The sequence below is a fragment of the Pseudomonas sp. LBUM1640 genome (genome assembly GCF_059716225.1).
In genome coordinates, this window is record NZ_CP166816.1 from 2,431,418 (window position 1) to 2,455,912 (window position 24,495).

Annotated in this window: 23 protein-coding genes; 18 read left to right on the forward strand and 5 right to left on the reverse strand. The window is 61.7% G+C overall.

What is annotated here, in order from left to right; all coding sequences use genetic code 11:
* Nucleotides 1-105 precede the first annotated feature (105 nt).
* Nucleotides 106-525, forward strand: coding sequence for a chemotaxis protein CheY (locus ACA065_RS11000; RefSeq protein ID WP_497694515.1), 420 nt, complete (start codon nucleotides 106-108; stop codon nucleotides 523-525).
* Here the strand turns inward: ACA065_RS11000 and dkgB are convergent.
* The 3 genes from dkgB to ACA065_RS11015 all read right to left on the reverse strand — a co-directional run bounded on the left by dkgB (nucleotide 522) and on the right by ACA065_RS11015 (nucleotide 4,201).
* Nucleotides 522-1,340: a 2,5-didehydrogluconate reductase DkgB gene (gene dkgB, locus ACA065_RS11005; protein ID WP_497694516.1), complete on the reverse strand. Its 819-nt coding sequence runs from the start codon at nucleotides 1,338-1,340 to the stop codon at nucleotides 522-524. The genes ACA065_RS11000 and dkgB overlap by 4 nt on opposite strands.
* 339 nt (nucleotides 1,341-1,679) lie before the next feature.
* On the reverse strand, nucleotides 1,680-2,258 hold the full coding sequence (locus ACA065_RS11010; RefSeq protein WP_497694517.1) for a cupin domain-containing protein: 579 nt from the start codon (nucleotides 2,256-2,258) through the stop codon (nucleotides 1,680-1,682).
* A complete protein-coding gene (locus ACA065_RS11015) occupies nucleotides 2,246-4,201 on the reverse strand; it encodes an oxidoreductase (protein ID WP_497694518.1) in 1,956 nt (651 codons plus the stop codon). Before ACA065_RS11015 ends, ACA065_RS11010 begins: the two co-directional genes overlap by 13 nt.
* Nucleotides 4,202-4,332: 131 nt before the next feature.
* On the opposite strand from ACA065_RS11015, the gene ACA065_RS11020 reads away from it, so the two are divergent.
* The 11 genes from ACA065_RS11020 to ACA065_RS11070 all read left to right on the forward strand — a co-directional run bounded on the left by ACA065_RS11020 (nucleotide 4,333) and on the right by ACA065_RS11070 (nucleotide 17,506).
* Entirely contained in the window at nucleotides 4,333-5,091 is a 759-nt protein-coding gene (locus ACA065_RS11020) for a class II aldolase/adducin family protein (RefSeq protein WP_497694519.1), read from the forward strand.
* Nucleotides 5,092-5,130: 39 nt separating this feature from the next.
* Nucleotides 5,131-5,769 (forward strand): TetR family transcriptional regulator C-terminal domain-containing protein, encoded by a 639-nt coding sequence (locus ACA065_RS11025; protein ID WP_497694520.1) that lies wholly within the window; start codon nucleotides 5,131-5,133, stop codon nucleotides 5,767-5,769.
* Nucleotides 5,770-5,917: 148 nt separating this feature from the next.
* Nucleotides 5,918-6,709 (forward strand): enoyl-CoA hydratase/isomerase family protein, encoded by a 792-nt coding sequence (locus tag ACA065_RS11030; RefSeq protein ID WP_497694521.1) that lies wholly within the window; start codon nucleotides 5,918-5,920, stop codon nucleotides 6,707-6,709.
* 27 nt (nucleotides 6,710-6,736) lie between these two features.
* On the forward strand, nucleotides 6,737-7,897 hold the full coding sequence (locus tag ACA065_RS11035) for an acyl-CoA dehydrogenase family protein (RefSeq protein WP_497694522.1): 1,161 nt from the start codon (nucleotides 6,737-6,739) through the stop codon (nucleotides 7,895-7,897).
* Nucleotides 7,898-7,915: 18 nt separating this feature from the next.
* Complete coding sequence (locus ACA065_RS11040; protein ID WP_497694523.1) at nucleotides 7,916-10,024, forward strand: acetate--CoA ligase family protein; 2,109 nt, start codon at nucleotides 7,916-7,918, stop codon at nucleotides 10,022-10,024.
* Nucleotides 10,014-11,621, forward strand: a complete 1,608-nt coding sequence (locus ACA065_RS11045) for a 5-guanidino-2-oxopentanoate decarboxylase (RefSeq protein ID WP_497694524.1) — start codon at nucleotides 10,014-10,016, stop codon at nucleotides 11,619-11,621. Before ACA065_RS11040 ends, ACA065_RS11045 begins: the two co-directional genes overlap by 11 nt.
* A gap of 19 nt (nucleotides 11,622-11,640) precedes the next feature.
* On the forward strand, nucleotides 11,641-13,227 hold the full coding sequence (locus ACA065_RS11050) for an ABC transporter substrate-binding protein (RefSeq protein WP_497694525.1): 1,587 nt from the start codon (nucleotides 11,641-11,643) through the stop codon (nucleotides 13,225-13,227).
* Nucleotides 13,228-13,382: 155 nt separating this feature from the next.
* The gene (locus tag ACA065_RS11055; RefSeq protein ID WP_497694526.1) at nucleotides 13,383-14,342 is read left to right on the forward strand and encodes an ABC transporter permease; all 960 of its coding nucleotides are present in this window, start codon (nucleotides 13,383-13,385) and stop codon (nucleotides 14,340-14,342) included.
* 3 nt (nucleotides 14,343-14,345) lie between these two features.
* Nucleotides 14,346-15,173, forward strand: coding sequence for an ABC transporter permease (locus ACA065_RS11060; protein ID WP_497694527.1), 828 nt, complete (start codon nucleotides 14,346-14,348; stop codon nucleotides 15,171-15,173).
* A gap of 2 nt (nucleotides 15,174-15,175) precedes the next feature.
* Entirely contained in the window at nucleotides 15,176-16,795 is a 1,620-nt protein-coding gene (locus ACA065_RS11065) for an ABC transporter ATP-binding protein (RefSeq protein WP_497694528.1), read from the forward strand.
* Nucleotides 16,796-16,804: 9 nt separating this feature from the next.
* Entirely contained in the window at nucleotides 16,805-17,506 is a 702-nt protein-coding gene (locus ACA065_RS11070; RefSeq protein WP_497694529.1) for an NAD(P)H-dependent oxidoreductase, read from the forward strand.
* 122 nt (nucleotides 17,507-17,628) lie between these two features.
* Here the strand turns inward: ACA065_RS11070 and ACA065_RS11075 are convergent, their stop codons facing one another.
* Nucleotides 17,629-18,708 carry a 3-deoxy-7-phosphoheptulonate synthase gene (locus tag ACA065_RS11075; protein ID WP_497694530.1) on the reverse strand — a complete coding sequence of 360 codons (1,080 nt, stop codon included), beginning with the start codon at nucleotides 18,706-18,708 and terminating at the stop codon, nucleotides 17,629-17,631.
* A 612-nt stretch (nucleotides 18,709-19,320) separates the two neighbouring features.
* On the opposite strand from ACA065_RS11075, the gene ACA065_RS11080 reads away from it, so the two are divergent.
* Nucleotides 19,321-20,067: a carbon-nitrogen hydrolase family protein gene (locus ACA065_RS11080; protein WP_497694531.1), complete on the forward strand. Its 747-nt coding sequence runs from the start codon at nucleotides 19,321-19,323 to the stop codon at nucleotides 20,065-20,067.
* Nucleotides 20,068-20,085: 18 nt separating this feature from the next.
* On the forward strand, nucleotides 20,086-20,532 hold the full coding sequence (locus ACA065_RS11085; RefSeq protein WP_497694532.1) for a GNAT family N-acetyltransferase: 447 nt from the start codon (nucleotides 20,086-20,088) through the stop codon (nucleotides 20,530-20,532).
* A 36-nt stretch (nucleotides 20,533-20,568) separates the two neighbouring features.
* Here the strand turns inward: ACA065_RS11085 and ACA065_RS11090 are convergent, their stop codons facing one another.
* On the reverse strand, nucleotides 20,569-20,808 hold the full coding sequence (locus ACA065_RS11090; RefSeq protein ID WP_497694533.1) for a DNA-binding protein: 240 nt from the start codon (nucleotides 20,806-20,808) through the stop codon (nucleotides 20,569-20,571).
* Between the two features lie 81 nt (nucleotides 20,809-20,889).
* Here ACA065_RS11090 and ACA065_RS11095 point away from each other — a divergent pair, with 81 nt between their 5' ends.
* From ACA065_RS11095 to pgsA, 4 genes are all read left to right on the forward strand, one after another.
* Nucleotides 20,890-21,255: a helix-turn-helix domain-containing protein gene (locus tag ACA065_RS11095; protein ID WP_497694534.1), complete on the forward strand. Its 366-nt coding sequence runs from the start codon at nucleotides 20,890-20,892 to the stop codon at nucleotides 21,253-21,255.
* A gap of 151 nt (nucleotides 21,256-21,406) precedes the next feature.
* Nucleotides 21,407-22,048, forward strand: coding sequence for a response regulator transcription factor GacA (gene gacA, locus ACA065_RS11100; RefSeq protein WP_003190387.1), 642 nt, complete (start codon nucleotides 21,407-21,409; stop codon nucleotides 22,046-22,048).
* A 1-nt stretch (nucleotide 22,049) separates the two neighbouring features.
* Nucleotides 22,050-23,873: an excinuclease ABC subunit UvrC gene (uvrC, locus tag ACA065_RS11105; protein WP_497694535.1), complete on the forward strand. Its 1,824-nt coding sequence runs from the start codon at nucleotides 22,050-22,052 to the stop codon at nucleotides 23,871-23,873.
* Between the two features lie 32 nt (nucleotides 23,874-23,905).
* A complete protein-coding gene (gene pgsA / locus ACA065_RS11110; protein WP_003232771.1) occupies nucleotides 23,906-24,466 on the forward strand; it encodes a CDP-diacylglycerol--glycerol-3-phosphate 3-phosphatidyltransferase in 561 nt (186 codons plus the stop codon).
* Nucleotides 24,467-24,495 lie beyond the last annotated feature (29 nt).

Genomic DNA, 24,495 nt, shown 5'->3' on the forward strand with positions numbered 1-24,495 from the left:
GGAAAATTCCTACAATAAGTGGGAATAAGCCTGATTTTGTCTTCGAGATATGTCTGGAGAATGGGCGATGCTCACTGACGAGCACAGCCTGCCCAGGGATTTGCCATGCCGAACAAAGCACTGACCATCCTGATTGCCGATGAACAGCACCTGCACCGGCTGTACATAGAAAAAATGCTCAACCAGTTGGGGTATCACCGGATTGTCCCGGTGCACACCTTCGAAGAGCTGCAGATTCTCACCGCCATCCCGGCCGAACCATTTGACGTGCTGATCATTAATGCGGGGTTGATGGCCCATGCCGACGGGCCGCAGCCGCAGGTACGCCATGCGCTGGTCTACGATCACCAGGACCTGGGCCAATCCGATGTAACACCCAGCGTGTTGGTACGGCTGCCCGGCGCGCCAGACACCGTCAATCTCGAACACTTCATGGACATCATCGACCCACCGCAGGCCTCCCGTGGCCTGCGGGTGTTGCCGTGGCTGCGGGAATTATCCGGCCAGCCTGCAACCGTGGTTTAGTCCCACTTAGGTGCGATGCCCTTGGGGCTGGTCAGGCGATGGCCACGTTCCAGGCCCGCGATTTGCGCCATGTCGGCAGGGCTCAAGGTCAGTTGCAGGGCCTTGAGGTTGCTCTCCAGGTTGGCGCGTTTGGTCGACGATGGGATCACCGCGTAACCCAACTGCATCGCCCATGCCAGGGTCACTTGTGCGGGGGTGGCTTGATGGCGTTCGGCGATTTGCTCAATCACCGGGTCTTTGAGCACTTCGCCATACGCCAGCGTCATGTACGAAGTGATCTGGATACCGTGGGCGGTAGCGAAATCCACCACTTTCTGGTTTTGCAGGTAGGGGTGCAACTCGACCTGGTTGGTGGCAATGTTCTCGGCGCCCACCGCGGCAGTGGCCTGCTTCATCAGGTCAATCGTGAAGTTGGAGATACCGATCTGGCGCGTCAGGCCCAGGCGTTTGGCTTCCAGTAATTGGCCCATGAATTCGGCCACAGGCACCTGGTCTTCCGGCGATGGCCAGTGGATCAGGGTCAGGTCCAGGTAGTCCGTCTTGAGCTTGCGCAGGCTCTCTTTAAGGCTGGGAACCAACTGGCCTTCGGCGAAGTTGGCGATCCAGATCTTGCTGGTGATAAACAGCTCGTCACGCGGCACACCACTGTCGGCAATGGCCTGGCCGACATCGGCTTCGTTTTCGTAGATCTGTGCGGTGTCGATGACGCGGTAGCCCAGCGCAAGGCCGGTGCTCACGGAGTCGATCACCACCTGGCCTTGCAGGCGGAAGGTGCCGAGGCCGAAGGCGGGGACGTTTTGGGTAGGGGTAGACATCAGTAACTCCTGAAGGGGTGTGAACAATGGAGTCGAGTATCGGCCCCTCGTTCCTTCGGAAAAACCGTCGAATTCGAAAAGGACTCTTTACCAGAAGTCACGAGTGCCATTCGCTATAAAAAGGCGACTTCACTTGCCAGGCAGGGGCGCAGCGCGGTATTCCATAACATCCACTGCCAGCCTGGACCATGCCATGACCCGTATTCAAGTGGCCGTGAGGGCGTTCAGCGGTCGAACCGGGCCAGCAACACCGTGACGTTGTCGCGCCGCATCGATTGATGGCATGCCACGCCACCTTCGCCAATCCTTGCAGGCAACGCTCGCCTGTGTACAAGCGGCCTAAAACGTTGGCGGCGTAATCACCCAGATCACCACCGTCGGCACCTTGCCCGGGTTGCCATACCGGTGCGGTTCGCTGCTGGCAAAGCTGAAGCTGTCGCCCGCCTCCAGCAGAAAATGCCGCTCGCCCACCCACAACTCAAACTGCCCGCTCAACACGTAGCCCGCTTCCTCGCCTTCATGGCTGTAGCTCTGCTGGCTGTAGGTGCCGGGGGGAAAGCTCGACTGCAGCATTTCCAGTTGATGGTTGGGCAACGGCGTCAGCAATTGGTCGACGATGCCATCTTCATAGCGGATGCTCTGACGGTTGTTTTTACGCACCACGTAGCCTTCATCCGCGGGGGCCGGGACGGTCTCACTGGCGAAGAACCATTGGATGGTCACCCCCAGGCTACGGGCAATATTGAACAGCGCCGGGATCGACGGATACGCCAGGTTACGTTCCAACTGGCTGAGATAACCGGCGGTCAATTCACTGAGCTGCGCCAGCTCGGTCAGCGTCAGGCCGCGCGCCTTGCGCAGGCCGCGAATGCGCGTGCCGAGAAACAGTTGCTGCGGTTCGTTGTTCAAAGGTTCCATGCGACCTTGAGTCCTTCGTAAATTGCCTCTTCGGCAGTGCGCGGCGCCAGGCAGTCGCCGATGCGATCAAAGGGCACCCGCCCTTGCAGCTCTGCGCCCAGAGTGTCCACCGGCTGATGGCCCTGGCACAACACCAGGCTGTCGATATTCTCCAGTAGCATCGGCTCGCCGCTGGCGGTGTGTTGCAGGTAGACGGTGCTGTCATCGCAGCCGTAAAGGCGCGCGTAGGGGATGATCGGAATAGCCAGGCGGTGCAGCTCTCCAGCCAGTTGATCACGTACGTACAGCGGCAGGTTTTCCCCGCAGTGGGTGCCATTCACCGCCAATTGCACGTGATGGCCGGCGCGCCTCAGGCGCTCGGCAATGCCTGGGCCGATCCAGTCGCAACGCCAGTCGACCACCACCACCGAACGGCCCAGCACAACCGCCTCGCGCAACACTTGCCAGGCGTCCACCACCTGCAATTCACCGCCTTGCTCAAAGGCCGGCCAATAGGGCTCGGCGCCGGTGGCGATGATGACGTGATCAGGTTGCTCCTGCTCCACAAGCGCCCGGTCGACGCGGGTGTTGCGCACCACGCGAACACCCGCCAACGCCATCTCGCGCTGCAGGTTGGTGCTGGCGCCGCCGAACTCACTGCGCCGTGGCAGCAATTGCGCCAACAGCACTTGCCCACCCAATTGCCCGCTGGCCTCGTACAACGTCACGTCGTGCCCGCGTTGCGCGGCCACGGCCGCCGCTTTCATGCCGGCCGGCCCACCGCCAACCACCATGATTCGCCGGCGCGTTGACGCCGGTTGCAGGGTGGCGAAAATCAATTCGCGCCCGGTCTCGGGATGCTGGATACAGGAAATCGGCAAGCCCTTGTGAAAGTGGCCGATACACGCCTGATTGCAGGCGATGCACGCGCGCACATCTTCGGCGCGGCCGTCGAGGGTTTTGGCCGGCATCAGCGGGTCACAAATCAGCGCGCGCGTCATGCCGCACACATCGGCCTGGCCTCGGGCCAGGATCAACTCGGCCTCTTGGGGTTGGTTTATCCGCCCGGTGACAAACAGCGGGACCGACAGGCTGGCCTTGAACGTCGCCGCCTCATCCGCAAGGTATGCGGCAGCGATGGCCATGGGCGGTACGATATGGATCGCGCCGCCCAAAGACGCCGAGGTGCCGGCGACGATGTGTACAAAGTCCAACTGCGATTGCAGGCGTTGCACGGCCTCCAGGGATTCGCTTTCGGTAAGGCCCTCACTGTCGCGTTCATCGGCAGAAATGCGCAGGCCGATGATGAAATGCTCATCGGTTGCCCCGCGCACCGCCGCGATAATCTCCCGCAAAAACCTCAGCCGCTGTTCAAGTGAACCGTTGTAGTCATCGGTGCGCCGGTTAACCCGCGGGTTGAGAAACTGCGCCGGCAGATACCCGTGGCTGGCGACCACTTCCACGCCATCAATCCCGGCTTGATACAAGCGCCTGGCGGCCGCCGCGTAACCGGCGACGAGCTCATCGATCATCGCCTGGTCCAGCGCCCGTGGCATGACCCGAAAGCGCTCGTTGGGCACCCCTGACGCCGAATACGCCACGGCCAGCAAACCGTCTGCCGACTCCATGATTTCCCGCCCCGGATGGAAGATCTGCGACAGCACCACCGTGTCATGGGCATGGCAGGCCTGGGCCAATTCGCGGTAGCCATCGATGCAGGCATCGTCAGTGGCCATCAACACATGCGAGGTATAGCGCGCGCTGTCATGCACCCCCGCAACCTGCAGCACAATCAGCCCCACACCGCCTTCGGCCCGCGCACGGTGATAGGCGATCAACTGCGCGTTAACCCGGTTATCGGTGGGCATCGACGTGTCATGCCCGCTGGACATGATGCGGTTTTTCAGGCGTTTGCCGCGCAGTTGCAACGGCGCGAACAGGTGGGCAAAGGCAGGGTGCGACATGGTGCGATTACTCCAGGCGCTGTTATTGTTATTTTTCTATAGGAGGCGAGCGCCAGTAAAAAATCAACTTGTTTTTTTACTGGTCCCTGGATTAGCGTCGCCTTCCCCAACCCCGTGCCTGGAGAATAAAAATGACTCACTCCGCCGAACAGCAACTGCGCGAAGAGCTTGCCGCGTGCTATCGACTGATCGCGCACTACCGCATGAGCGACCTGATCTTCACCCACATCTCGGTGCGTGTTCCCGGGCCTGAGCACCACTTCCTGATCAACCCCTACGGGTTGATGTTCGATGAAATAACCGCCTCCAGCCTGGTAAAGATCGGCCTGGATGGCCGTGCGGTGGAACCATCGCCTTACGCCGTCAACCCGGCCGGTTTTGTCATCCACAGCGCGATCCACGGCGCGCGCGAAGATGCCCAGTGCGTGCTGCATACCCACACCCGTGCAGGCTGTGCGGTGGCCGCGCTGGAATGCGGGTTGTTGCCGGTCAACCAGATCTCGATGGAGTTCTACGGCAAGGTCGCCTACCACGCCTACGAAGGCGTCGCCCTGGATATGGCTGAGCAGCGCCGATTGGTGCATGACCTGGGCGACAAGCCGGTGCTGATGCTGTGCAACCACGGTTTGCTGACAGTAGGCGAGACGGTCAGCCAGGCGTTCTTGCGCATGTACTACCTGGAGAAAGCCTGTGAGATTCAGATCGCGGCGCAAGCCTGCGGCACATTGATCTTGCCGCCCGCTGAGGTCTGCGCTTACACCGAACAGCAATTCAATAACCCAGGCCGGGTGCTGGAGGAGGGCGAGCTGACCGACCCGGACGCCATGCAGCTCGCGTGGGCGGCGTTGCTGCGGATGCTGGATCGGGTGTCGCCGGGGTTCCGGGACTGATGTAGAGTCGTGCAGCCGACTCAATGAGGACACCGCCCCATGACCCAGGAATCACGTTTCTCCCGCATGGAGCCGCAATTGCGCAAGGCCAACCTGGTCCAGGCGACGCTCACATGCCTCAAGCGTGACGGTTTCCAGGGCGCGTCGATCCGCAAGATCAGCGCCGAGGCCGGGGTGTCGGTCGGGCTGATCAGCCACCACTACTCCGGCAAGGATGAGCTGGTGGCCGAGGCCTACCGCACGATCACCGGCCAAGTCATGAGCCTGCTGCGCGAGACCATGGCCAAAGCGCCGCCGGACCCTCGCGAGCGGCTGTCGGCGTTGTTTCGGGGTTCGTTTTCGGCTGAATTGCTCGACCCGCAGTTGCTCGATGCCTGGCTGGTGTTCTGGGGCGCGGTGAAAACGGCGCCCGCGATCAACCAGGCCCACGAACATTCCTATGGCGAATACCGCACCATCATGCGCTCAGCCCTGACTGACATGGCCAAGGAAGAGGGCTGGGAGCAGTTCGACGCCGACCTCGCTGCCATTGGCTTGAGCGCCTTGCTCGACGGGTTGTGGTTGGAGTCGGGGCTCAACCCCGGCACCTTCACGCCGGAGCAGGGCATTCAGATTTGCGAGGCCTGGGTCGACGGCTTGCAGAGCGGCGGTCGCCAGCGTTATCAGCTCAAACCCTGAACCTTTCCCGCCGCCTGAACGCAATGTTCAGGCCGGTAATTCCCCTCTGAAAATATTTGCAGTTTGCCGATTGCCTCCTTGCTGAACACTCGTTTAGTATCTCGCCATGTCGCACCCCTCAAGCCAATTAAAATAATTCGAGGAAGCCATGACTACCGATTCGCCCGTGCTCACCGACGTGCAAGCAGGCGTTGCCTGGATCACCCTCAACCGTGGCCCGCAGCGCAATGCATTGGACATCCCGACCCTCAAGCACCTGCATGCCTTGCTCGACACGTTCAACCGCGACCCCGCCGTGCGCGCAGTGGTGTTGACCGGCAGCGGCCGCAGCTTCTGCGCCGGTGCCGACCTCGCCGAATGGGCCGAGGCTCAAGCGCGTGGCGCCCTGGAAACCTACGGCTGGACCGAAACCGCCCACGCCCTGATGACCTGCCTGCACACCCTCGACAAACCCACGATTGCTGCGATCAACGGCACCGCCGTCGGCGCCGGCATGGACTTGACCCTGTGCTGCGACCTGCGCATCGCCGCCCAATCGGCGCGCTTCAAGGCCGGCTACACCAGCATGGCGTACTCGCCGGACGCCGGAGCCAGCTGGCACTTGCCGCGCCTGATCGGCAGCGAACAGGCCAAGCGTTTGCTGTTCCTCGATGAACTGTGGAGTGCCGACCGCGCACTGGCCGCCGGCCTGGTGGGCGAAGTGGTCGCCGATGAGCAACTGCACGCCCACACCACGCAGCTGGCCACCCGCCTGGCCAACGGCCCGACCTTTGCCTTCGCCCAGACCAAGACGCTGATCCGCGAAGGCGCCGACCGCAGCCTGCCCGAGCAACTGCAGGCCGAACTGGCTGCCGGCCTGTTGTGCGGGCGCAGCGCCGATGGCATCGAGGCTCTGCGAGCGTCCACGGAAAAGCGCTCACCGAATTTCTGCGGCAAATAACAACAACACCCCCGAGCAGGTAGCGCCATGAATTTCCAACTCAGCCAAGAACAAGACATGTTGGTGGACGCGGTACGCAGTTTTGTCGCCAAGGAATTACTGCCCCATGAAGCCGCGGTGGACCGTGCCGACGAGGTTTCGCCCGAGCTTGCCGCGCAGATTCGTGACAAGGCGATTGCCGCCGGTTTCTACGCCTTCAACATGCCCGAAGCGGTGGGCGGTGGCGGCCTGGATTACCTGTCCCAGGCGCTGATCGAGCGGGAGCTGTCCAAGGTTTCGTGGGCGCTGCACGTGTTCGTCGCGCGGCCTTCGAAAATCCTCATGGCCTGCACTGGCGCGCAGGTTGACGACTACCTGTTGCCCTGCGTGCAGGGCCAGAAAATCGACTGCTTTGCCCTGACCGAACCGGGCGCCGGTTCCGACGCGAATGCGATCAAGACCCGCGCCGTGCGCAGCGGCGATGACTTCGTGATCAACGGCAGCAAGCACTTCATCAGCCACGCCGGTCACGCCGATTTCGCCATCGTGTTTGCGGTGACCGACACCTACGAACACAACGGCCGCCAGCGCAATGCCGTGACCTCGTTCCTGGTTGATCGCGGCACGCCGGGCATGACCATCCGCCGTGGCCCCAAGTGCGTGAGCAACCGCGGCTATCACACTTATGAAATGTTCTTCGACGACTGCCGCGTGCCTGCGTCCAAGGTGCTCGGCGAAGTCGGTAAAGGCTGGGATGTCGCCAATGCCTGGCTCACCGCCGGGCGCGTGATGGTCGCCGCCAACTGCGTCGGCCAGGCCCAGCGGGCGTTGGATGTATCGCTGCAATGGGCGGCGGACCGCAAGCAGTTCGGCCAGCCCATCGGCACCTACCAAGGCGTGAGTTTCAAGCTGGCCGACATGGCCACGCAGATTCGCGCCGCCGAACTGCTGACCCTGCACACCGCGTGGAAGATGGACCAAGGCAGCATGACCGACGGTGAGGCCGGCATGGCCAAGCTGTTTGCCAGTGAAACCCTGGGCAAAGTTGCCGATGAAGCCGTGCAGATATTCGGCGGCATGGGCTTGATGGACGAAGGCCCGGTGGAGCGCATCTGGCGCAACGCGCGGATCGAACGGATCTGGGAAGGCACTTCGGAAATCCAGCGCCATATCATCGCCCGTGAACTGTTGCGGCCGTTGTTGCGCTGATCGGCGCGGAGAATGCTTATGTCCCAGGCTATTCGCGACAACCTCAAGCGCCTGCTGGCGCCTCGGCACCTGGCCTTTGTCGGCGGGCGCAGCATGGCGCGCGCCCTCAAGCGCTGCGCAGACGGCGGTTTTACCGGGCAGATGTGGCTGGTCAACCCGCAGCATGACAGCCTTGACGGCATCCCGTGTGTACGCCGCGTCGCTGATTTACCATGCGGCCCGGATGCGGTGTTTATCGCCACCAACCGTGAACTGACGCTGAGCTGCGTGGCGGAGCTCGCCGCCATCGGCACTGGCGGCGCGATTTGCTACGCCTCGGGGTTTGCCGAAACCGGGACTGCCGGTGCCGCCTTGCAACAGCAATTGCTCAAGGCCGCAGGCGACATGGCCTTGCTCGGCCCCAACTGCTACGGCCTGCTCGATTACCTGCACAGCTCGGCGCTGTGGCCGGTGGCGCATGGCGGCAAAGCGGTGGAGAAGGGCGTGGCGGTGCTCACCCAGAGCGGCAACTTCGCCTATAACCTGTCGATGAGCGACCGCTCGTTGCCGGTGGCCTACATGGCCTCGGTGGGCAACCAGGCGCAACTGGGCGTTGCCGAATTGATGGACGTGCTGCTCGATGAACCGCGCGTTACCGCTATCGGCCTGCACCTGGAGGGTTTGAAGAATGTGCCGGGCTTTGCTCGCGCGGCGCACAAGGCCTTGGAAAAAGGCATCCCGATCATCGCGTTGAAAACCGGCGTTTCGCAGATGGGTGCCGAGTTGGCGTTGAGTCACACCAGTTCGCTCTCGGGCTCCGATGCGCTCTACGACAGCCTGTTTGCCCGCTTGGGGGTGATCCGCGTCAGCGGCCCGGTGAGTTTCGTCGAAACCTTGAAAGCCGCAGCCTGCGGCAATCTTCCTGCCGGCAAAAGCCTGATCGCCCTGGCCTGCTCGGGGGGTGACGCGGGGCTGATTGCCGACTACGCCGAGCGCAACCATCTGGCCTTGCCGAAGCTGGATAACCACCAGCGCAGTGAACTGGCGCAGGTGCTGCCCAGCTACGCCAACCTGGTCAACCCGCTGGACTTCACCACTGCCATCTGGGGCGACCGCGAAGCCCTTAACAGCATGCTCGACACGGCCCTGCGCACCGACGCCGATGCGGCGATGCTGGTGCTCGATTACCCGGCCGAATTTACCGGTGAACGCAAGGAATGTGACCTGCTGCTGGAGTTGTTCTGCGCGGCGCTCAGCCGCCACGGCAAGAGCGGTTTTGTCACCTCGGCGTTTCCCGAATTGCTGCCGCGACAGGCTCGCGAGCGTCTGCACGCCCAAGGCATTGCTGCGTTGCAAGGCGTTGAGGATGCGCTCGCGGCGTGGGGCCGTATTGCCGGTTACCAACACCAGCGGCGGGTCTTGCTCGAACGTGGCGAGTCGATCCTCGAACCGCTTTGCCCGCAAGCACTCGACGGCCAGAGCCTGGCTCTGGATGAGTGGGCGTCCAAACAAGCCTTGCGCGCCTTTGGCCTGAGTACGCCAGCCGCTGTATTGAGTACGCCGGGGCGGGCGATTGCCGATGCGAAGCTGCTGGGTTATCCGCTGGTGCTCAAGGCCGTCAGCGCGCATTTGCCGCATAAAACTGAAGCCGGGGCCGTCGCGTTGAACCTGCAAGATGGCTTCGCCCTGACCGCCGCGCTTGAGCATATGCGCAGGCAAATCGCGGTGTATGCGCCCGCTGTCGTCTTCGATCAATTACTGCTCGAATCCATGGCAACAAAGCCCTTGGCCGAGTTGATCGTGGGCATCAAGCGTGAAAATGATTTCGGCCTGGCGCTGGTGATCGGCGCCGGCGGCATCCTTGTGGAGTTGCTCCAGGACAGCCGCAGCCTGCTGCTGCCGACCACCGATGAGGCGATTCGCAACGCCTTGCTCAGCCTGCGCAGCGCCGCCTTGCTGCAAGGGTTTCGCGGGCGCGAAGTGGCGGACATGGACGCGCTGGTCGCGGCCATCCGTGCGGTGGCCGACTACGCCTGCGCGAATGCCGGGCAGTTACTGGAACTGGATGTGAACCCATTGTTGGTCAATGCCAGGGGCGCCACGGCGGTCGATGCATTGATTCGTCTAGGAGATAGCCATGCACAATAAAACCATGACCGGCGGCCAGGCTTTGGTACGGCTACTGGCCAACTATGGCGTTGACACGGTGTTCGGCATTCCCGGCGTGCATACGCTGGAGCTGTATCGCGGCCTGCCCGGCAGTGGCATTCGCCATGTGCTCACGCGCCACGAACAGGGCGCTGGTTTTATGGCCGACGGGTACGCCCGAGTCAGCGGCAAGCCAGGGGTATGCTTTGTAATCACCGGCCCCGGCGTGACCAATGCTGCCACTGCCATCGGCCAGGCCTACGCCGACTCGATCCCAATGCTGGTGATCTCCAGTGTCAATCACCTTGCCAGCCTCGGAATGGGCTGGGGCAGCCTGCATGAAACTCAGGACCAACGCTCGATCACTGCGCCCATCACCGCGTTTTCAGCGGTGGCGTTAAGTGCCGAGGATTTGCCCGAGCTGGTGGCCCGCGCTTACGCGGTGTTCGACAGCGAGCGGCCACGGCCGGTGCATATCTCGGTGCCACTGGATGTGTTGTCGGCACCGATTGAATGGGACTGGAGCAATGAGGTGGTACGCGGTCCTGGGCGTGGCTTGCCAGCGGCCGAGGTGCTGGAGCAGGCGGCGGCCAGACTCGCCTCGGCCAAGCGCCCGATGATCATTGCTGGCGGGGGTGCCCTGGCGGCGGCGCAGGCCTTGCAGCGTTTGAGTACGCAGCTGGCGGCGCCGTTTTTCACCAGCGTTGCGGGCAAGGGTTTACTGCCGGTCAACGACCCGCTCAATGCCGGTTCAACCCTGTGCATCGAACCCGGTTGGCAACTGATCAGCGAGGCCGATGTGGTGCTGGCGGTCGGCACGGAAATGGCCGACACCGATTATTGGCGCGAGCGTTTGCCCATCAACGGTGAGCTGCTGCGCGTGGATATCGACCCACGCAAATTCAATGATTTTTACCCGTGCGCGGTGGCGCTGCACGGCGATGCCAATCAAACGGTTTTGGCGTTGCTTGCGCGCTTGCCGACGGCGCCGCGTAACCCTGAAGCGGCGATCAAAAAAGTCGCCACCTTGCTCCAGGCCGTAGCGCTGGGGCATGGCCCGCTGCAGTCGATCCACCAAGCCATTCTCGACCGCATCGAGGCTGAGCTGCCCGCCAACGCCTTTATCAGCAGTGACATGACCCAGCTCGCCTACACCGGCAACTATGCCTACCCGAGCCGCACGCCGCGCAGCTGGCTGCACCCCACCGGCTACGGCACCTTGGGCTATGGCTTGCCCGCCGGTATTGGCGCCAAGTTCGGTGCGCCGCAGCGCCCGGGGCTGGTGCTGGTGGGCGATGGCGGTTTTCTCTACACCGCTCAGGAACTGGCGACCGCCGTGGAGGAACTGGACAGCCCGCTGGTGGTGCTGCTGTGGAACAACGACGCCCTCGGCCAGATCCGCGATGACATGCTCAGCCTGGACATCGAACCCATCGGCGTGCTGCCGCGCAACCCGGATTTCGCACTCTTCGCCCAGGCGTTCGGGTGCACCGTGAACCAGCCAAAAAACCTGGATGAATTGCAGACGGACCTGCGCAACGGTTTCAAACGCAACGGCGTGACTTTGATCGAGTTGAAGCATGCCTATGCCTGTTGATCTTTAAAGGAGCAAGACCATGAGCGAAAACAACAACAAAATGACTCAAGCGATGCACCGACGGGACTTCCTCAAACACAGCGCGGTAGCGGGCGCGGTGGCGGCAGCGTTTTCCATGGGCCTGCCGTTACACGCGCTCGCCGAAGACGCGGTGCCAAAGCCAGGCGGTGTGTTGCGCCTGGGCCTGGCCGGCGGCAGCACCACCGATTCGCGTGACCCCGGTTCCTGGGTCGACACCTTTACCTTCGTCGGCTTCTCGGCGGTGTACAACACGCTGACGGAAATTGCCGTGGACGGCACCGCGATCCCCGAACTGGCCGAACGCTTTGAATCCACCCCGGACGCGCGCGTGTGGACCTTCCACCTGCGTCAGGGTGTGACCTTCCACAACGGCAAAAGCCTGACGGCCGACGACGTGGTGGCGTCGATCAACCATCACCTGAGCAAGGATTCCACCTCGGCGGCCAAGACTGTGCTCGGCGATGTCGCCAGCGTCAGCGCCAAGGGCGGTGACGCGGTGGTGTTCGAGTTGCATTCGGGCAATGCGGATTTTGCCTATGTGGTCGCCGATTACCACCTGGTGATCATGCCCGCCAAAGACGGCGCGGCCGATTGGCAGGCCGGCGTGGGCACCAGCGGCTACCGCCTGAAAAGCTTTGAACCCGGCGTGCGCATGGACCTGGAGCGCTACCCCGATTACTGGAAACCCGGCCGCGCGCACTTCGCCAGTGCTGAATTACTGGCCATTGCCGACGGCGCGGCGCGGGTGAACGCGCTGGTGACCGGGCAAGTCGATGTGATCAACAAAGTCGACTTGAAAACCGTGGCGTTGCTCAAGCGCAACCCAGGTTTGGTGATTGAAGAAACCAAGGGTGCCCAGCACTACACCTTCCCGATGCTGTGCGACAGCAACGAATTCAAGAACAACGACATTCGCATGGCGATGAAACACGCCATCAACCGCGAAACCCTGCTGGCTTCGGTGTTGCACGGCTATGGCCTGGTGGGCAACGACCACCCGATCCAGCCGGGCAGCCGCTTTATCAACGCCGCGCTGGAGCAGCGCACGTACGACCCGGACAAGTCGCGCTTTTACTTGCGCAAGGCCGGGGTGGAGTCGCTCAAGGTGCGCCTGCAAGCTTCGGACGCCGCCTACACCGGTGCGGTGGATGCCTCGGTGCTGTTCAAGGAGCAGGCGCGCCAGGCCGGTATTGACATCGATGTGGTGCGCGAACCGGCCGACGGGTACTTCTCCAACGTGTGGATGAAGCAGCCGTTCACCACCTCATTTTGGTACAGCAGCCTGACCGCCGACCGCATGTTCAGCATCGGCTACGCCAAAGGCGCGGCCTGGAACGAAACCCACTGGGATAACGCGCGCTTCAACCAACTGCTCACCGCCGCCCGTGGCGAGATGAACGCGCCGTTGCGCCAGGAGATGTACAACGAAATGCAGGCCCTGTGCCGGGACGATGGCGGTGCGATTGTGCCGCTGTTTGCCAGCTCCGTAGCGGCGCGTTCGAACCGGGTCAACCATGGACCACTGACTGCGCCTTATGGTGAGTTGGATGGGTTGCGGTTGATCGAACGGTGGTGGCAGGCCTAGAGACCTCCAAACAATGAAGATCCAATGTGGGAGCGGGCTTGCTCGCGAAGGCTGTGTGTCAGTCAACACATGCATCAACTGACTGACCGCTTTCGCGAGCAAGCCCGCTCCCACAGGGGATTTATGGTGGTTTCTGGAGCAGGAGCAATGCACTCATGAATAGCTTGTTAACACTCATCCTCCAACGCCTGGCCCTCGGCGTGCTGTCGTTGTTCGCGGTCTCGGTGATTATCTTCCTCGCCGTGGGCATGCTGCCGGGCGACATCGCCCAGGCCATGCTCGGCCAGTCCGCTACCCCGGAAACCGTGGCGGCGTTTCGCGCGCAGTTGGGCCTGGATTTGCCGCCATTCACGCGCTTTGCGCAATGGCTGGTGCGCCTGCTGCACGGCGATCTGGGCGCCTCACTGGCCAACCAGCGGCCTATCGCCGAGCTGATCGGTGCGCGCCTGGGCAATACGCTGAGCCTGGCGGCGCTGGCGGCATTGGTCTCGGTGCCCACCGCGCTGGTGCTGGGCATGCTCGCGGCGCTGTACCGCAACAGCTGGTTTGATCGCCTGCTCAACACCACGGCCTTGAGCGCTGTGTCGTTCCCGGAGTTTTTTGTCGCGTACCTGCTGATCCTGGTGTTTTCGGTGAAGCTCGGCTGGTTTCCCAGCCTGTCCAACCTGGCGCCGGACGCGTCATTCGGCACGGTCCTTGTGCGCTCCGTATTACCGGTGGCGACGCTGAGTCTGGTGGTGATCGCGCAGATGATGCGCATGACCCGCGCCTCCTTGATCAACCTGCTGGCCAGCCCCTACATCGAAATGGCCCGGCTCAAGGGCATCAGCCAGTCGCGGATTATCTGGCGGCATGCATTGCCCAATGCGCTGGCGCCGATCGTCAACGTGGTCGCGCTGAACCTCGCGTACCTGGTGGTGGGCGTGGTGGTGGTCGAGGTGGTGTTTGTGTACCCAGGGTTGGGCCAGTTGTTGGTGGACTCGGTAGCCAAGCGCGACATCCCGGTGGTGCAGGCGTGCAGCCTGATCTTTGCCGCCACCTACATTCTGCTCAATACCTCGGCGGACGTGCTGTCCATCGCCAGCAACCCACGCCTGATGCATCCCAAGGGGTAGACCATGAGCCTGTTGAGCCAAGTGGCCAGGGCGCCGTTGAGCGCCAAGTTCGGCCTGTTGATCATTGTGGTGTACATCGCCGTGGCGCTGTTTGCACCGCTGCTGGCGCCGTATGGCGAAACCCAGGTGGTGGGCGAGGGCTTCGCGCCCTGGAGCGGCCAGTTTCTGCTGGGCACCGATAACCTGGGGCGCGATATGTTCAGCCGCCTCGTCTACGGCGCGCGCAACACCTTGGGCATCGCCTTCCTCACCACCACGCTGGCGTTTCTGCTCGGGGGGTTGAACGGCCTGGTGGCGGCGATCAAGGGCGGCTGGATCGACCAGGGCTTGTCGCGTGTAGTGGATATCCTGATGGCGATCCCGCAGCTGATTTTCGCCTTGCTGATCCTCAGCGTGGTGGGCACCAACGCCACCTCGCTGGTGCTGGTGATTGCGCTGCTGGATTCGACGCGGGTGTTTCGCCTGTCCCGCGCCGTGGCAATGACCGTGGTGGTGCAGGACTTTGTCGAAGCGGCGCGCTTGCGTGGCGAAGGGCTGTGGTGGCTGGTCACTCGCGAAGTATTGCCCAACGCCGCCGCGCCGTTGATTGCTGAGTTCGGCCTGCGTTTCTGCTTTGTGTTCCTGTTTATCAGCGCGTTGTCGTTCCTCGGCCTGGGCATTCAACCGCCTACCGCCGACTGGGGCAGCATGGTGCGCGACAACGCGGTGTTGATCACCTTTGGCGATATCAGCCCGTTGCTGCCGGCGCTGGCGGTGGCGTTGATTACGGTCAGCGTGAATTTTGTCGTCGACTGGATGCTGCATAAATCCAGCGGCCTGAAGGAGTGCTGAGGATGGACACGCCATTGCTGGAAATCCGCAACCTGCAGGTCGAGGGGCATTACGAAGACGCCTGGCACCCGCTGATCAAAGGCATCGATTTGACCTTGCAGCGCGGCGAGGTGCTGGGCCTGATCGGCGAGTCGGGGGCGGGTAAATCCACCCTCGGCCTGGCGGCGATGGGCTACGCGCGCGATGGCTGCCGCATTGTCGGGGGCTCGGTGTGTTTTGACGGTATTGAGTTGCTGAAGGCCAAGCCCGAGGCCCTGCGTAAATTGCGGGGCCTACGCATCGCCTATGTGGCGCAAAGCGCGGCGGCGTCGTTCAACCCGGCGCACCGCCTGATCGACCAGCATGTGGAAACGGCGGTGGTCAACGGCGGTATCAGCCGCGCCCAGGCCGAGCGCGAGGCGGTGGCGTTGTACCGCGTGTTGCGCCTGCCCAACCCTGAGACCATCGGCCAACGCTACCCCCACCAAGTCTCGGGCGGGCAGTTGCAGCGGGTCATGACGGCGATGGCCATGGCCTGCCACCCGGACCTGATCATCTTCGACGAGCCCACCACTGCCCTTGACGTCACCACCCAGATCGAAGTGCTGGCGGCGATTCGCGACGCGGTGAAAACCTTCGGCAGCGCCGCGCTGTACATCAGCCACGATTTGGCGGTGGTCGCGCAGATGGCCGACCGCATCATGGTGCTGCGCCACGGCAAGCGGGTGGAGGAAGCCGACACCCGCAGCATGCTCAGCCAGCCGCAACAGGACTACACCAAATCCTTGTGGGCGGTGCGCAGTTTTCGCACCGAGCCCAAGGCCTGCCCGGCCCAGGAAGCGCCGCTGCTGGACGTGCGCCAGGTGTGTGCCAGTTATGGGCATCAACCGGTGCTGCATGATGTGTCGATGCAGCTGTATCGCGGCCAGACCCTGGCGGTGATCGGTGAGTCCGGCAGCGGCAAAAGCTCCACCGCACGTTTGATTACCGGGCTGTTGCCGGCCACGGCGGGGCAGGTGTTGTATGACGGCGAAGCGCTGCCGGTGGATTTTCGGCAGCGCAGCAAGGAGCAGTTGCGGCGCATCCAGATGATCTACCAGATCCCCGACACAGCACTGAACCCGCGCCAGCGTATCGTCGACATCATCGGCCGGCCGCTGACGTTTTACCTGGGCCTCAAGGGTAAAGAAATGCGTGCACGGGTTGCCCAATTGCTGGAGATGATCGAGCTGGACCCGGCAGTGTTCATGGAGCGCCAACCTCGCGAGCTGTCCGGCGGGCAGAAGCAACGCATCTGCATCGCCCGCGCGCTGGCGGCCGACCCGCAGTTGATCATCTGCGACGAAGTCACCTCGGCCCTCGACCAACTGGTGGCTGAAGGCGTGCTGAAGTTGCTCAACCGCATCCAGCAGCAACTGGGTGTGGCTTACCTGTTTATCACCCATGACGTCGCCACTGTGCGCGCGATTGCCGATGAGGTGGTGGTGATGCAGCAGGGCAGGGTGGTCGACCAGGGCAGCCGCAACCAAATTTTTACCCCGCCGTACCAGGACTACACCGGCCTGTTGTTTTCATCGGAGCCGGAAATGGACCCGGACTGGCTCGATCATTTGCTGGCCCAACGGGCGGCGCCCACCGTTTGAGGAGTTCACATGAAGGTTTTGATCGTTCACGCGCACCCTGAGCCGCAGTCCTTTACTGCTGCCTTGCGCGATCAGGCGGCCACCACGTTGCGGGCCCAGGGGCACGAGGTGCAGGTGAGTGACCTGTATGCCATGCAGTGGAACCCGGTGGCCTCGGCCGCGGATTTTTCAACGCGGGAGAATCCCGACTATCTGGTGTATGCCCTCGAGCAGCGCCTGGGTGTAAAGAAGCAGTCGATTGCGACGGATATCCAGGGCGAACTGGATAAGCTGCTATGGGCTGACTTGCTGATCCTCAACTTTCCGATTTTCTGGTTTTCGGCGCCGGCGATGCTCAAGGGCTGGATCGACCGGGTGCTGGTGTCGGGCGTGTGTTACGGCGGCAAGCGTTTTTACGATCAGGGCGGCCTGGCGGGCAAGCGGGCGTTGGTCACGGTGACCCTGGGCGGGCGCGAGCATATGTTTGGCGAGGGCGCGATTCATGGGCCGTTGGAGGCTATGTTGCAACCGATTCTGCGCGGTACGCTGGCGTATGTCGGGTATGAAGTGCTGGCGCCGTTTGTGGCGTGGCATGTGCCGTATATCAGTGATGAGGCGCGGCGCGATTTTCTGCTGGGGTACGAGCAGCGGCTGCAAGGGCTGACGCAAGAGCAGCCTTTGGCGTTTCCGAAATTGGCGCAATTTGATGAAGCGTTGTATCCCCTGACTTGAGTCATGCACGGTCCAAATGTGGGAGCGGGCTCGCTCGCGAATGCGGTCTATCAGTGCCAAATGTGCTGACTGATCCACCGCTTTCGCGAGCAAGCCCGCTTCCACATTTTGATCTCCATGGATCAGTTGCTTTTGTGGTGTTCCCGCAAACGCTCGGCCGCACTGCGCAACAACTGCTCGGTGCCGTCCCAGCCCAGGCAACCATCGGTCACCGACACGCCGTATTTCATCGACGCACTCAACGGCTGGCAACCTTCGAACAGGTGGCTTTCGAGCATCATGCCGATCAGCGAGGTGTCGCCTTGCAGGCGCTGTTCCAGCACCTCGTTGAACACTGCCGGTTGACGCAGCGGGTCTTTGCCACTGTTGGCGTGGCTGCAATCGACCATGATCCGTGGCGCGACCTTGGACGTGGCCAGGTCGTGTTTTACCTGCGCCACGCTTTGCGCATCGTAGTTCGGCCCACGGTGACCGCCGCGCAGCACCAGGTGGGTGTCGGGGTTGCCCGGGGTCTGGATGATCGCCGGATGGCCCTGGCTGTCGACGCCGAAGTGGCGGTGCGGGTGTGACGCCGAGCGCATTGCATCACAGGCAATCGCGACGCCGCCGTCGGTGCCGTTCTTGAAGCCGACGGGCATGCCCAGGCCACTGGCCATTTCGCGGTGGATCTGCGATTCGGTGGTGCGCGCGCCAATCGCGACCCAACTGAGCAGGTCATCGAAGTAGCCGGCAGCCATGGGTTGCAGCAGCTCGGTGGCGACCGGCAGGCCCAGGCGCAGCATTTCGCGCATCAACTCGCGGGACAGGGTCAAGCCTGCGGCCATGTCATCACTGCCATCTAAATGCGGGTCGTAGGCCAGGCCTTTCCAACCGATGGTGGTGCGCGGTTTTTCAACGTAGGCGCGGATCACCAGCAGCATCTGGTCGCTGACTTCAAGCGCCAGCTTCTTGAGGTTGCGCGCGTATTCCATGGCCGACTCGGGGTCGTGGATCGAGCACGGGCCGACAATCACCAGCAAACGTGAATCTTCGCCATTGAGAATGGCGCGCACGGCTTGGCGATGGGCGTGGATCTGTTCGTGGAGGAACGGGCTGAGGGGCAGTTGGTGCTTGAGCTCAAGGGAGCTGGGCAGGCGCTGGGTCAGGGCCTCGTTGGCGCTGGACAGGTTGGCAACAGGCAAAGCGGCGGTGGCAGAGTTCATATTCAAGGCTTCCTGGGCAAGCGGCGGGCTGTTCCCGCACGCTCTGCCCTACTGGGGTGTTCGACAATTGGCCGTAGTGGCTACGTGTGTTGGCTTGCCACCGATAGGTGACCGATCGGAGGCGGCAGGCTGGCCCGAACGGAGCTTGCTAAATCGCCATGCAGTGCAGGTGTCGTAGCGGTAATAGGTGGCGTAGTTCATGTCTTTATTCCTCTGAGTAATCTGCAAAATTTATAGGGCCTGAAAAAACGAAACCCCCGGTCGGGGAGCCGACCGGGGGTTAGATTTCTCTGGTAGGCGACCCCTTGAGTAGTGGGCGCCGATTTCAGGTATCAGGCGCGCCAGTGGCTAAACCAATACCCAAAATAAAAGCTGGCCAGTGCGCTCAAACCGTTCACGCGGGTAGCCGACACCGAGCGCGAAGCGCTGGCAGCAGGGCAAACCTGAATGTGGGTGAGTTGCAACATGGTGTGTCTCCAAATGATGGGCTGAGCTTACTAGAGGCGCACGGTTGGGTTCAATCAGTAATTTCTATCGCGTGAGGTACTTACGGCTATGGAGCGAGTACCGATATGCTGATTACACTTTGATAATGATTGCCAGGACGCGACCATGACTGCCTTGACCCTCGCTGCTGCCCAAACCCTCTCCATCGCAGGCGACCTGCCGGCCAATATCCAGCGGCACGTGGCGTTTATGCAGGCGGCGGCGGAACAAGGCGTGCAATTGCTGGTGTTTCCAGAGCTGTCATTGACGGGCTATGAGCCGTCATTGGCGGCCGGTTTGGCGATAGCGCCTGATGACGCCGTGCTTATGCCGTTGCGCGAGATGGCGCGGGAACTGCGGTTGACGGTGGTGGTGGGGATGCCGATTCGCCTGGCACCCCACACAGGCGTGTTGATCGGCGCACTGGTGTTGGGGGCGGACGGTTCGCTGAGGGTCTATACCAAGCAGCATCTGCACCCAGGCGAAGAAGTGGCGTTTATCCCAGGGCAGGGCGGCGCATTACTCGAATGGGGTGAAGATCGGTTTGCGCTGGCGGTGTGCGCTGACTTTTCCGATGCCAGTCACCCGCGTGCTGCGGCAGAATCGGGGGCTAACGTGTATGCCGCGGGCGTACTGATCAGCGAGGGCGGTTATGCCACTGACGCCTCATTGCTCGAGGGCTATGCGACTGAACATGGCATGCTCGTGCTGATGGCCAATCACGGTGGCCCGACGGGCGGCTGGACATGTGCAGGGCGCAGCGCGATTTGGGGCGCGCAGGGTTTGATCAGCGCAGCACCTGGCGTTGGCAGTGCGTTGGTGATCGCCCAGCGGCAGGGCGGGCGCTGGACCGGGCGGCACCTGGCAATCTGAATCGGAAAGGAGCAGGCAATGGCATTTCACTTGCGCGCGGCCACGGACCAGGACCGCTCGTTTGCGCGCACCCTTACCCGCCAGGCGATGGATCGCTATTACGAGCATTACGGCTTCATATGGTCAAACGACGGCTTTGATGTTGGCTGGGCGGCTCGAGAAAGCTGGATGATCTGCTGCGACGATGAGGTCATTGGTTTTATCAGCTTGAGCTACGACGACGATGCGCTGTTTATTCGCGAACTGCACTTGATCGAAGCGTGTCGCGGGCAGGGCGCTGGCAGTTGGGTGTTGGAGCAGATGGTTCTGAAAGCGCGCGTGCAAGGGCTGGGGTGGCTGCGCCTGACAGTGTTCAAGATCAATCCGGCCAGAGCCCTCTATTTGAGGCAAGGGCTGAGCATTGTCAGGGAAGATAACTGCTTCTGGTGCATGGAGCGTGAGTGTCACGCAGCCCAGTCGGACTAATAACAGGCACGCCGTACGAATAAGCGCATACTGCTGTCAGGAAACAGCTTCCGTATCGCGGTTTTGAGCAACGGGCTCATCCACGATAATCCCTTCTTTCATGCCCAGCAGGACTGCCACCTTATGGGCTTCCCCGCGCCGTCCCTTTTTACGCCCCGCGAGCACTTGATACGTCGTGGCCGGATCAACGCCGTGTTCCCGGGCAAACGCTTGAACTGACTTGCCTTGATGTTCCAACCAAGCCTTGGCTTGTGCAGCAGTGCGAATACCGGGCATAGTTCAAAACCGTTCAAGTTTGTGTAAAACGAGATGAGTGTGTCACCTCTAGGGGTGTGCCAGATAGGATCATACATCCAAATGAGTGGAATCGGTTCGCGTTTAAGGCAGGAGAGAGAACGTCTTGGCCTGTCGCAGAAAATGTTTGGTGAAATCGGCGGCGTTGAAGCAAACGCCCAAGGCAAGTACGAGAGCGGTGGCCGTGCGCCCAAGGCGGACTATTTGTCACGGGTGGCCGAGCGTGGTGTGGATGTTTTATATGTGCTCACCGGAAGCCCTACGCCTATCCAGCTGGAAAACCTGAGCCAGCTTGAAGAGAAAATCCTGGAAGACTACCGGGCGATGTTCAAGGAAGATCAGGACGCTATCCGCCGCCTTACCTCCACACTGGCGGAACACTGCGTGTCGCAGAGCGCAAAACACAAGCCATCTTCCCCGCAAAGCTGACCTTTTGCTCAGTAAAATCGGTTGTCTGCCGCAAGGCGCAAGCCGATAGTGTGCGTAAACACTATATATATGACGCTTGCAGCTAGGTCTGCGCCTTGGTTTTTTGCTAAGGTGTTCAGCAACCTATAAGACCATATCGCGAGGTGTCTGCTTGATTAGGGTGCTAGTAGTCGATGACCATGATCTCGTTCGTACAGGCATTACACGAATGCTGGCTGACATCGATGGCCTGCAAGTAGTCGGTCAGGCCGAGTCGGGGGAGGAATCCCTGATCAAGGCCCGGGAGTTGAAACCCGATGTGGTTTTGATGGACGTCAAGATGCCTGGGATCGGCGGTCTTGGTGCCACTACCAAATTGTTGCGCAGCCATCCGGACATTAAAGTCGTGGTGGTTACCGTGTGCGAAGAGGACCCGTTTCCGACACGTCTGCTACAGGCGGGTGCGGCCGGTTACTTGACCAAAGGCGCAGGCCTGGCAGAGATGGTGCAAGCCATTCGCCTGGTGTTTGCCGGCCAGCGTTATATCAGCCCGCAGATCGCCCAGCAGTTGGCGATCAAGTCGTTCCAGCCCACCAGTGACTCGCCGTTTGATGCGCTGTCGGAGCGGGAAATCCAGATCGCCCTGATGATCGTTGGTTGCCAGAAAGTGCAGACCATCTCCGACAAGCTGTGCCTGTCGCCCAAGACCGTCAACACCTACCGCTATCGCATCTTCGAGAAGCTCGCCATCAGCAGTGATGTTGAATTGACCCTGCTCGCGGTGCGCCACGGCATGGTGGACGCCAGCGCCTGACATGACCACACCGTTTGATCCGAGTGCCTTTCTCTCAACCTGCAGTGGCCGCCCCGGCGTGTACCGCATGTTCGACAGCGAGGCACGCCTGCTTTACGTGGGCAAAGCCAAGAACCTCAAGAACCGCCTGGCGAGCTACTTTCGCAAGACCGGCTTGGCGCCAAAGACCGCGGCCCTGGTGGCGCGTATTGCCCAGGTCGAAACCACCATCACTGCCAATGAAACCGAAGCGCTGCTGCTTGAGCAGACGCTGATCAAGGAGTGGCGGCCGCCCTACAACATCCTGCTGCGCGACGATAAATCCTACCCCTACGTGTTTTTATCCGACGGCAATTTCCCACGGCTGAGCATTCACCGTGGCGCGAAGAAGCAGAAGGGCAAATATTTCGGCCCTTATCCAAGTGCCGGTGCGATCCGCGAAAGCTTGAGCCTGCTGCAAAAGACCTTTTTTGTGCGCCAGTGCGAAGACAGCTTTTACAAAAACCGTACGCGGCCATGCCTGCAATACCAGATCAAGCGCTGCAAGGCACCGTGCGTGGGCCTGGTTGAACCGGCGGAGTACGCCGAGGATGTGCGCCATTCGGTGATGTTCCTCGAAGGACGCAGTAATGCGCTCACCGATGAACTCTCCAGCGCCATGGAGCAGGCTGCCAGTACGCTGGATTTTGAGCGCGCCGCCGAGCTGCGTGACCAGATCTCCCTGCTGCGCCGTGTCCAGGACCAGCAGAGCATGGAAGGCGGCACGGGCGACGTCGACGTGATCGCCGCCTTCGTCAACCCAGGCGGCGCCTGTGTGCACCTGATCAGCGTGCGTGGCGGCCGGGTGCTGGGCAGCAAGAACTTCTTCCCGCAGACGGGCATTGATGAGGAGGTAGCTGAAGTCATGGCGGCCTTCCTCGGCCAGTACTATGTCAGCAGCCCCGAGCGCGATTTGCCCTCGGAGCTGATCGTCAACGTGGTGCACGAAGACTTCCCCACACTGATCGAGGCCATCCACGAGCTGCGCGGCCGCGAGCTGGACATCAGCCACCGCGTGCGTGGCACCCGTGCCCGCTGGCAGCAACTGGCGGTGACGAATGCCGAGCAGGCCCTGAGCGCGCGTCTGGCCAATCGACAGCACGTGGCGGCACGTTTCGACGCCCTTGCCGAAGTCCTCAACCTGGACGAACCGCCCCAGCGTCTGGAGTGTTACGACATCAGCCATTCCAGCGGTGAAGCCACGGTGGCGTCCTGCGTGGTGTTCGGGCCGGAGGGGCCGATCAAATCCGACTACCGGCGCTACAACATCGAAGGCGTGACCCCCGGCGATGACTATGCCGCCATGCATCAAGCCCTGACGCGGCGCTTCAGCAAGTTGAAGGACGGGGAGGGCAAGCTGCCCGATATCCTGCTGGTGGACGGCGGCAAGGGCCAGCTGTCCATGGCCCGTGACGTGCTCAATGAACTGGCGGTGCCCGACCTTATCCTGCTCGGCGTGGCCAAGGGTGCCACACGCAAGGCCGGTTTCGAGACGTTGTACTTGAATGATGCCGCCCATGAGTTCACTTTGAAGGGCGACTCACCCGCGCTGCACTTGATTCAACAGATCCGCGACGAAGCCCACCGTTTTGCCATTACCGGCCACCGCGCCCGTCGCGGCAAAACCCGACGAACCTCAACCCTGGAAGGGGTGGCAGGCGTGGGACCGACACGCCGTCGTGACCTGCTTAAACATTTTGGTGGCTTGCAGGAGCTTTCCCGTGCCAGCATTGACGAAATTGCCAAAGCACCCGGTATCAGTAAAAAGCTCGCTGAGTTGATTTATGCGAATCTGCATAGCGAATAGAATGCCTTTCCACCTCGTAGCCAGTTGTGCCGATGAATATCCCTAATCTGATCACCGTTCTACGCGTCCTGCTTATCCCGATTTTCATTTTGCTGTTCTATTTGCCGTACGAATGGAGCTATGCCGCCTCCAGTTCAGTGTTTGCCTTCGCCGCCGCAACCGACTGGCTCGACGGCTATCTGGCTCGTCGTCTGGAGCAGAGCACGCCCTTTGGCGCGTTCCTGGACCCGGTGGCCGACAAACTGATGGTTGCGGTCGCCCTGGTCCTGCTGGTGCAGGAGCATGGCAACCTGTGGCTGACCCTGCCGGCCGCCGTGATCATCGGCCGCGAGATCGTCGTCTCGGCCCTGCGCGAATGGATGGCTGAAATCGGCGCCCGCGCCCACGTAGCCGTCTCCAACATGGGCAAATGGAAAACCGCCGCGCAAATGCTTGCACTGGTGATCCTGCTGGCCAACCCGTCGGACTTCTCGTTCTGGGTGCTTACTGGATACGCCTTGCTGCTGATCGCCGCCGGCCTGACCTTGTGGTCCATGCTCCAGTATTTGCGCGCTGCCTGGCCTCACCTGCGCACCACTGTGGAAAAGAAATAAAACTTTTTTGAATCAAGGGGTTGACGGGT

Bases quoted from the DNA above. Each gene is read 5' to 3' on its own strand.
- ACA065_RS11060 (WP_497694527.1), top strand. From the start codon at position 14,346: ATGAGCCTGTTGAGCCAAGTGGCCAGGGCGCCGTTGAGCGCCAAGTTC.
- ACA065_RS11020 (WP_497694519.1), top strand. From the start codon at position 4,333: ATGACTCACTCCGCCGAACAGCAACTGCGCGAAGAGCTTGCCGCGTGC.
- uvrC (WP_497694535.1), top strand. From the start codon at position 22,050: ATGACCACACCGTTTGATCCGAGTGCCTTTCTCTCAACCTGCAGTGGC.
- ACA065_RS11050 (WP_497694525.1), top strand. From the start codon at position 11,641: ATGAGCGAAAACAACAACAAAATGACTCAAGCGATGCACCGACGGGAC.
- ACA065_RS11010 (WP_497694517.1), bottom strand. From the start codon at position 2,258: ATGGAACCTTTGAACAACGAACCGCAGCAACTGTTTCTCGGCACGCGC.
- ACA065_RS11015 (WP_497694518.1), bottom strand. From the start codon at position 4,201: ATGTCGCACCCTGCCTTTGCCCACCTGTTCGCGCCGTTGCAACTGCGC.
- ACA065_RS11035 (WP_497694522.1), top strand. From the start codon at position 6,737: ATGAATTTCCAACTCAGCCAAGAACAAGACATGTTGGTGGACGCGGTA.
- ACA065_RS11055 (WP_497694526.1), top strand. From the start codon at position 13,383: ATGAATAGCTTGTTAACACTCATCCTCCAACGCCTGGCCCTCGGCGTG.
- dkgB (WP_497694516.1), bottom strand. From the start codon at position 1,340: ATGTCTACCCCTACCCAAAACGTCCCCGCCTTCGGCCTCGGCACCTTC.
- ACA065_RS11075 (WP_497694530.1), bottom strand. From the start codon at position 18,708: ATGAACTCTGCCACCGCCGCTTTGCCTGTTGCCAACCTGTCCAGCGCC.
- ACA065_RS11025 (WP_497694520.1), top strand. From the start codon at position 5,131: ATGACCCAGGAATCACGTTTCTCCCGCATGGAGCCGCAATTGCGCAAG.
- ACA065_RS11095 (WP_497694534.1), top strand. From the start codon at position 20,890: ATGAGTGGAATCGGTTCGCGTTTAAGGCAGGAGAGAGAACGTCTTGGC.
- ACA065_RS11065 (WP_497694528.1), top strand. From the start codon at position 15,176: ATGGACACGCCATTGCTGGAAATCCGCAACCTGCAGGTCGAGGGGCAT.
- ACA065_RS11085 (WP_497694532.1), top strand. From the start codon at position 20,086: ATGGCATTTCACTTGCGCGCGGCCACGGACCAGGACCGCTCGTTTGCG.
- ACA065_RS11030 (WP_497694521.1), top strand. From the start codon at position 5,918: ATGACTACCGATTCGCCCGTGCTCACCGACGTGCAAGCAGGCGTTGCC.
- ACA065_RS11040 (WP_497694523.1), top strand. From the start codon at position 7,916: ATGTCCCAGGCTATTCGCGACAACCTCAAGCGCCTGCTGGCGCCTCGG.
- ACA065_RS11070 (WP_497694529.1), top strand. From the start codon at position 16,805: ATGAAGGTTTTGATCGTTCACGCGCACCCTGAGCCGCAGTCCTTTACT.
- ACA065_RS11000 (WP_497694515.1), top strand. From the start codon at position 106: ATGCCGAACAAAGCACTGACCATCCTGATTGCCGATGAACAGCACCTG.
- ACA065_RS11080 (WP_497694531.1), top strand. From the start codon at position 19,321: ATGACTGCCTTGACCCTCGCTGCTGCCCAAACCCTCTCCATCGCAGGC.
- ACA065_RS11090 (WP_497694533.1), bottom strand. From the start codon at position 20,808: ATGCCCGGTATTCGCACTGCTGCACAAGCCAAGGCTTGGTTGGAACAT.
- ACA065_RS11045 (WP_497694524.1), top strand. From the start codon at position 10,014: ATGCACAATAAAACCATGACCGGCGGCCAGGCTTTGGTACGGCTACTG.
- pgsA (WP_003232771.1), top strand. From the start codon at position 23,906: ATGAATATCCCTAATCTGATCACCGTTCTACGCGTCCTGCTTATCCCG.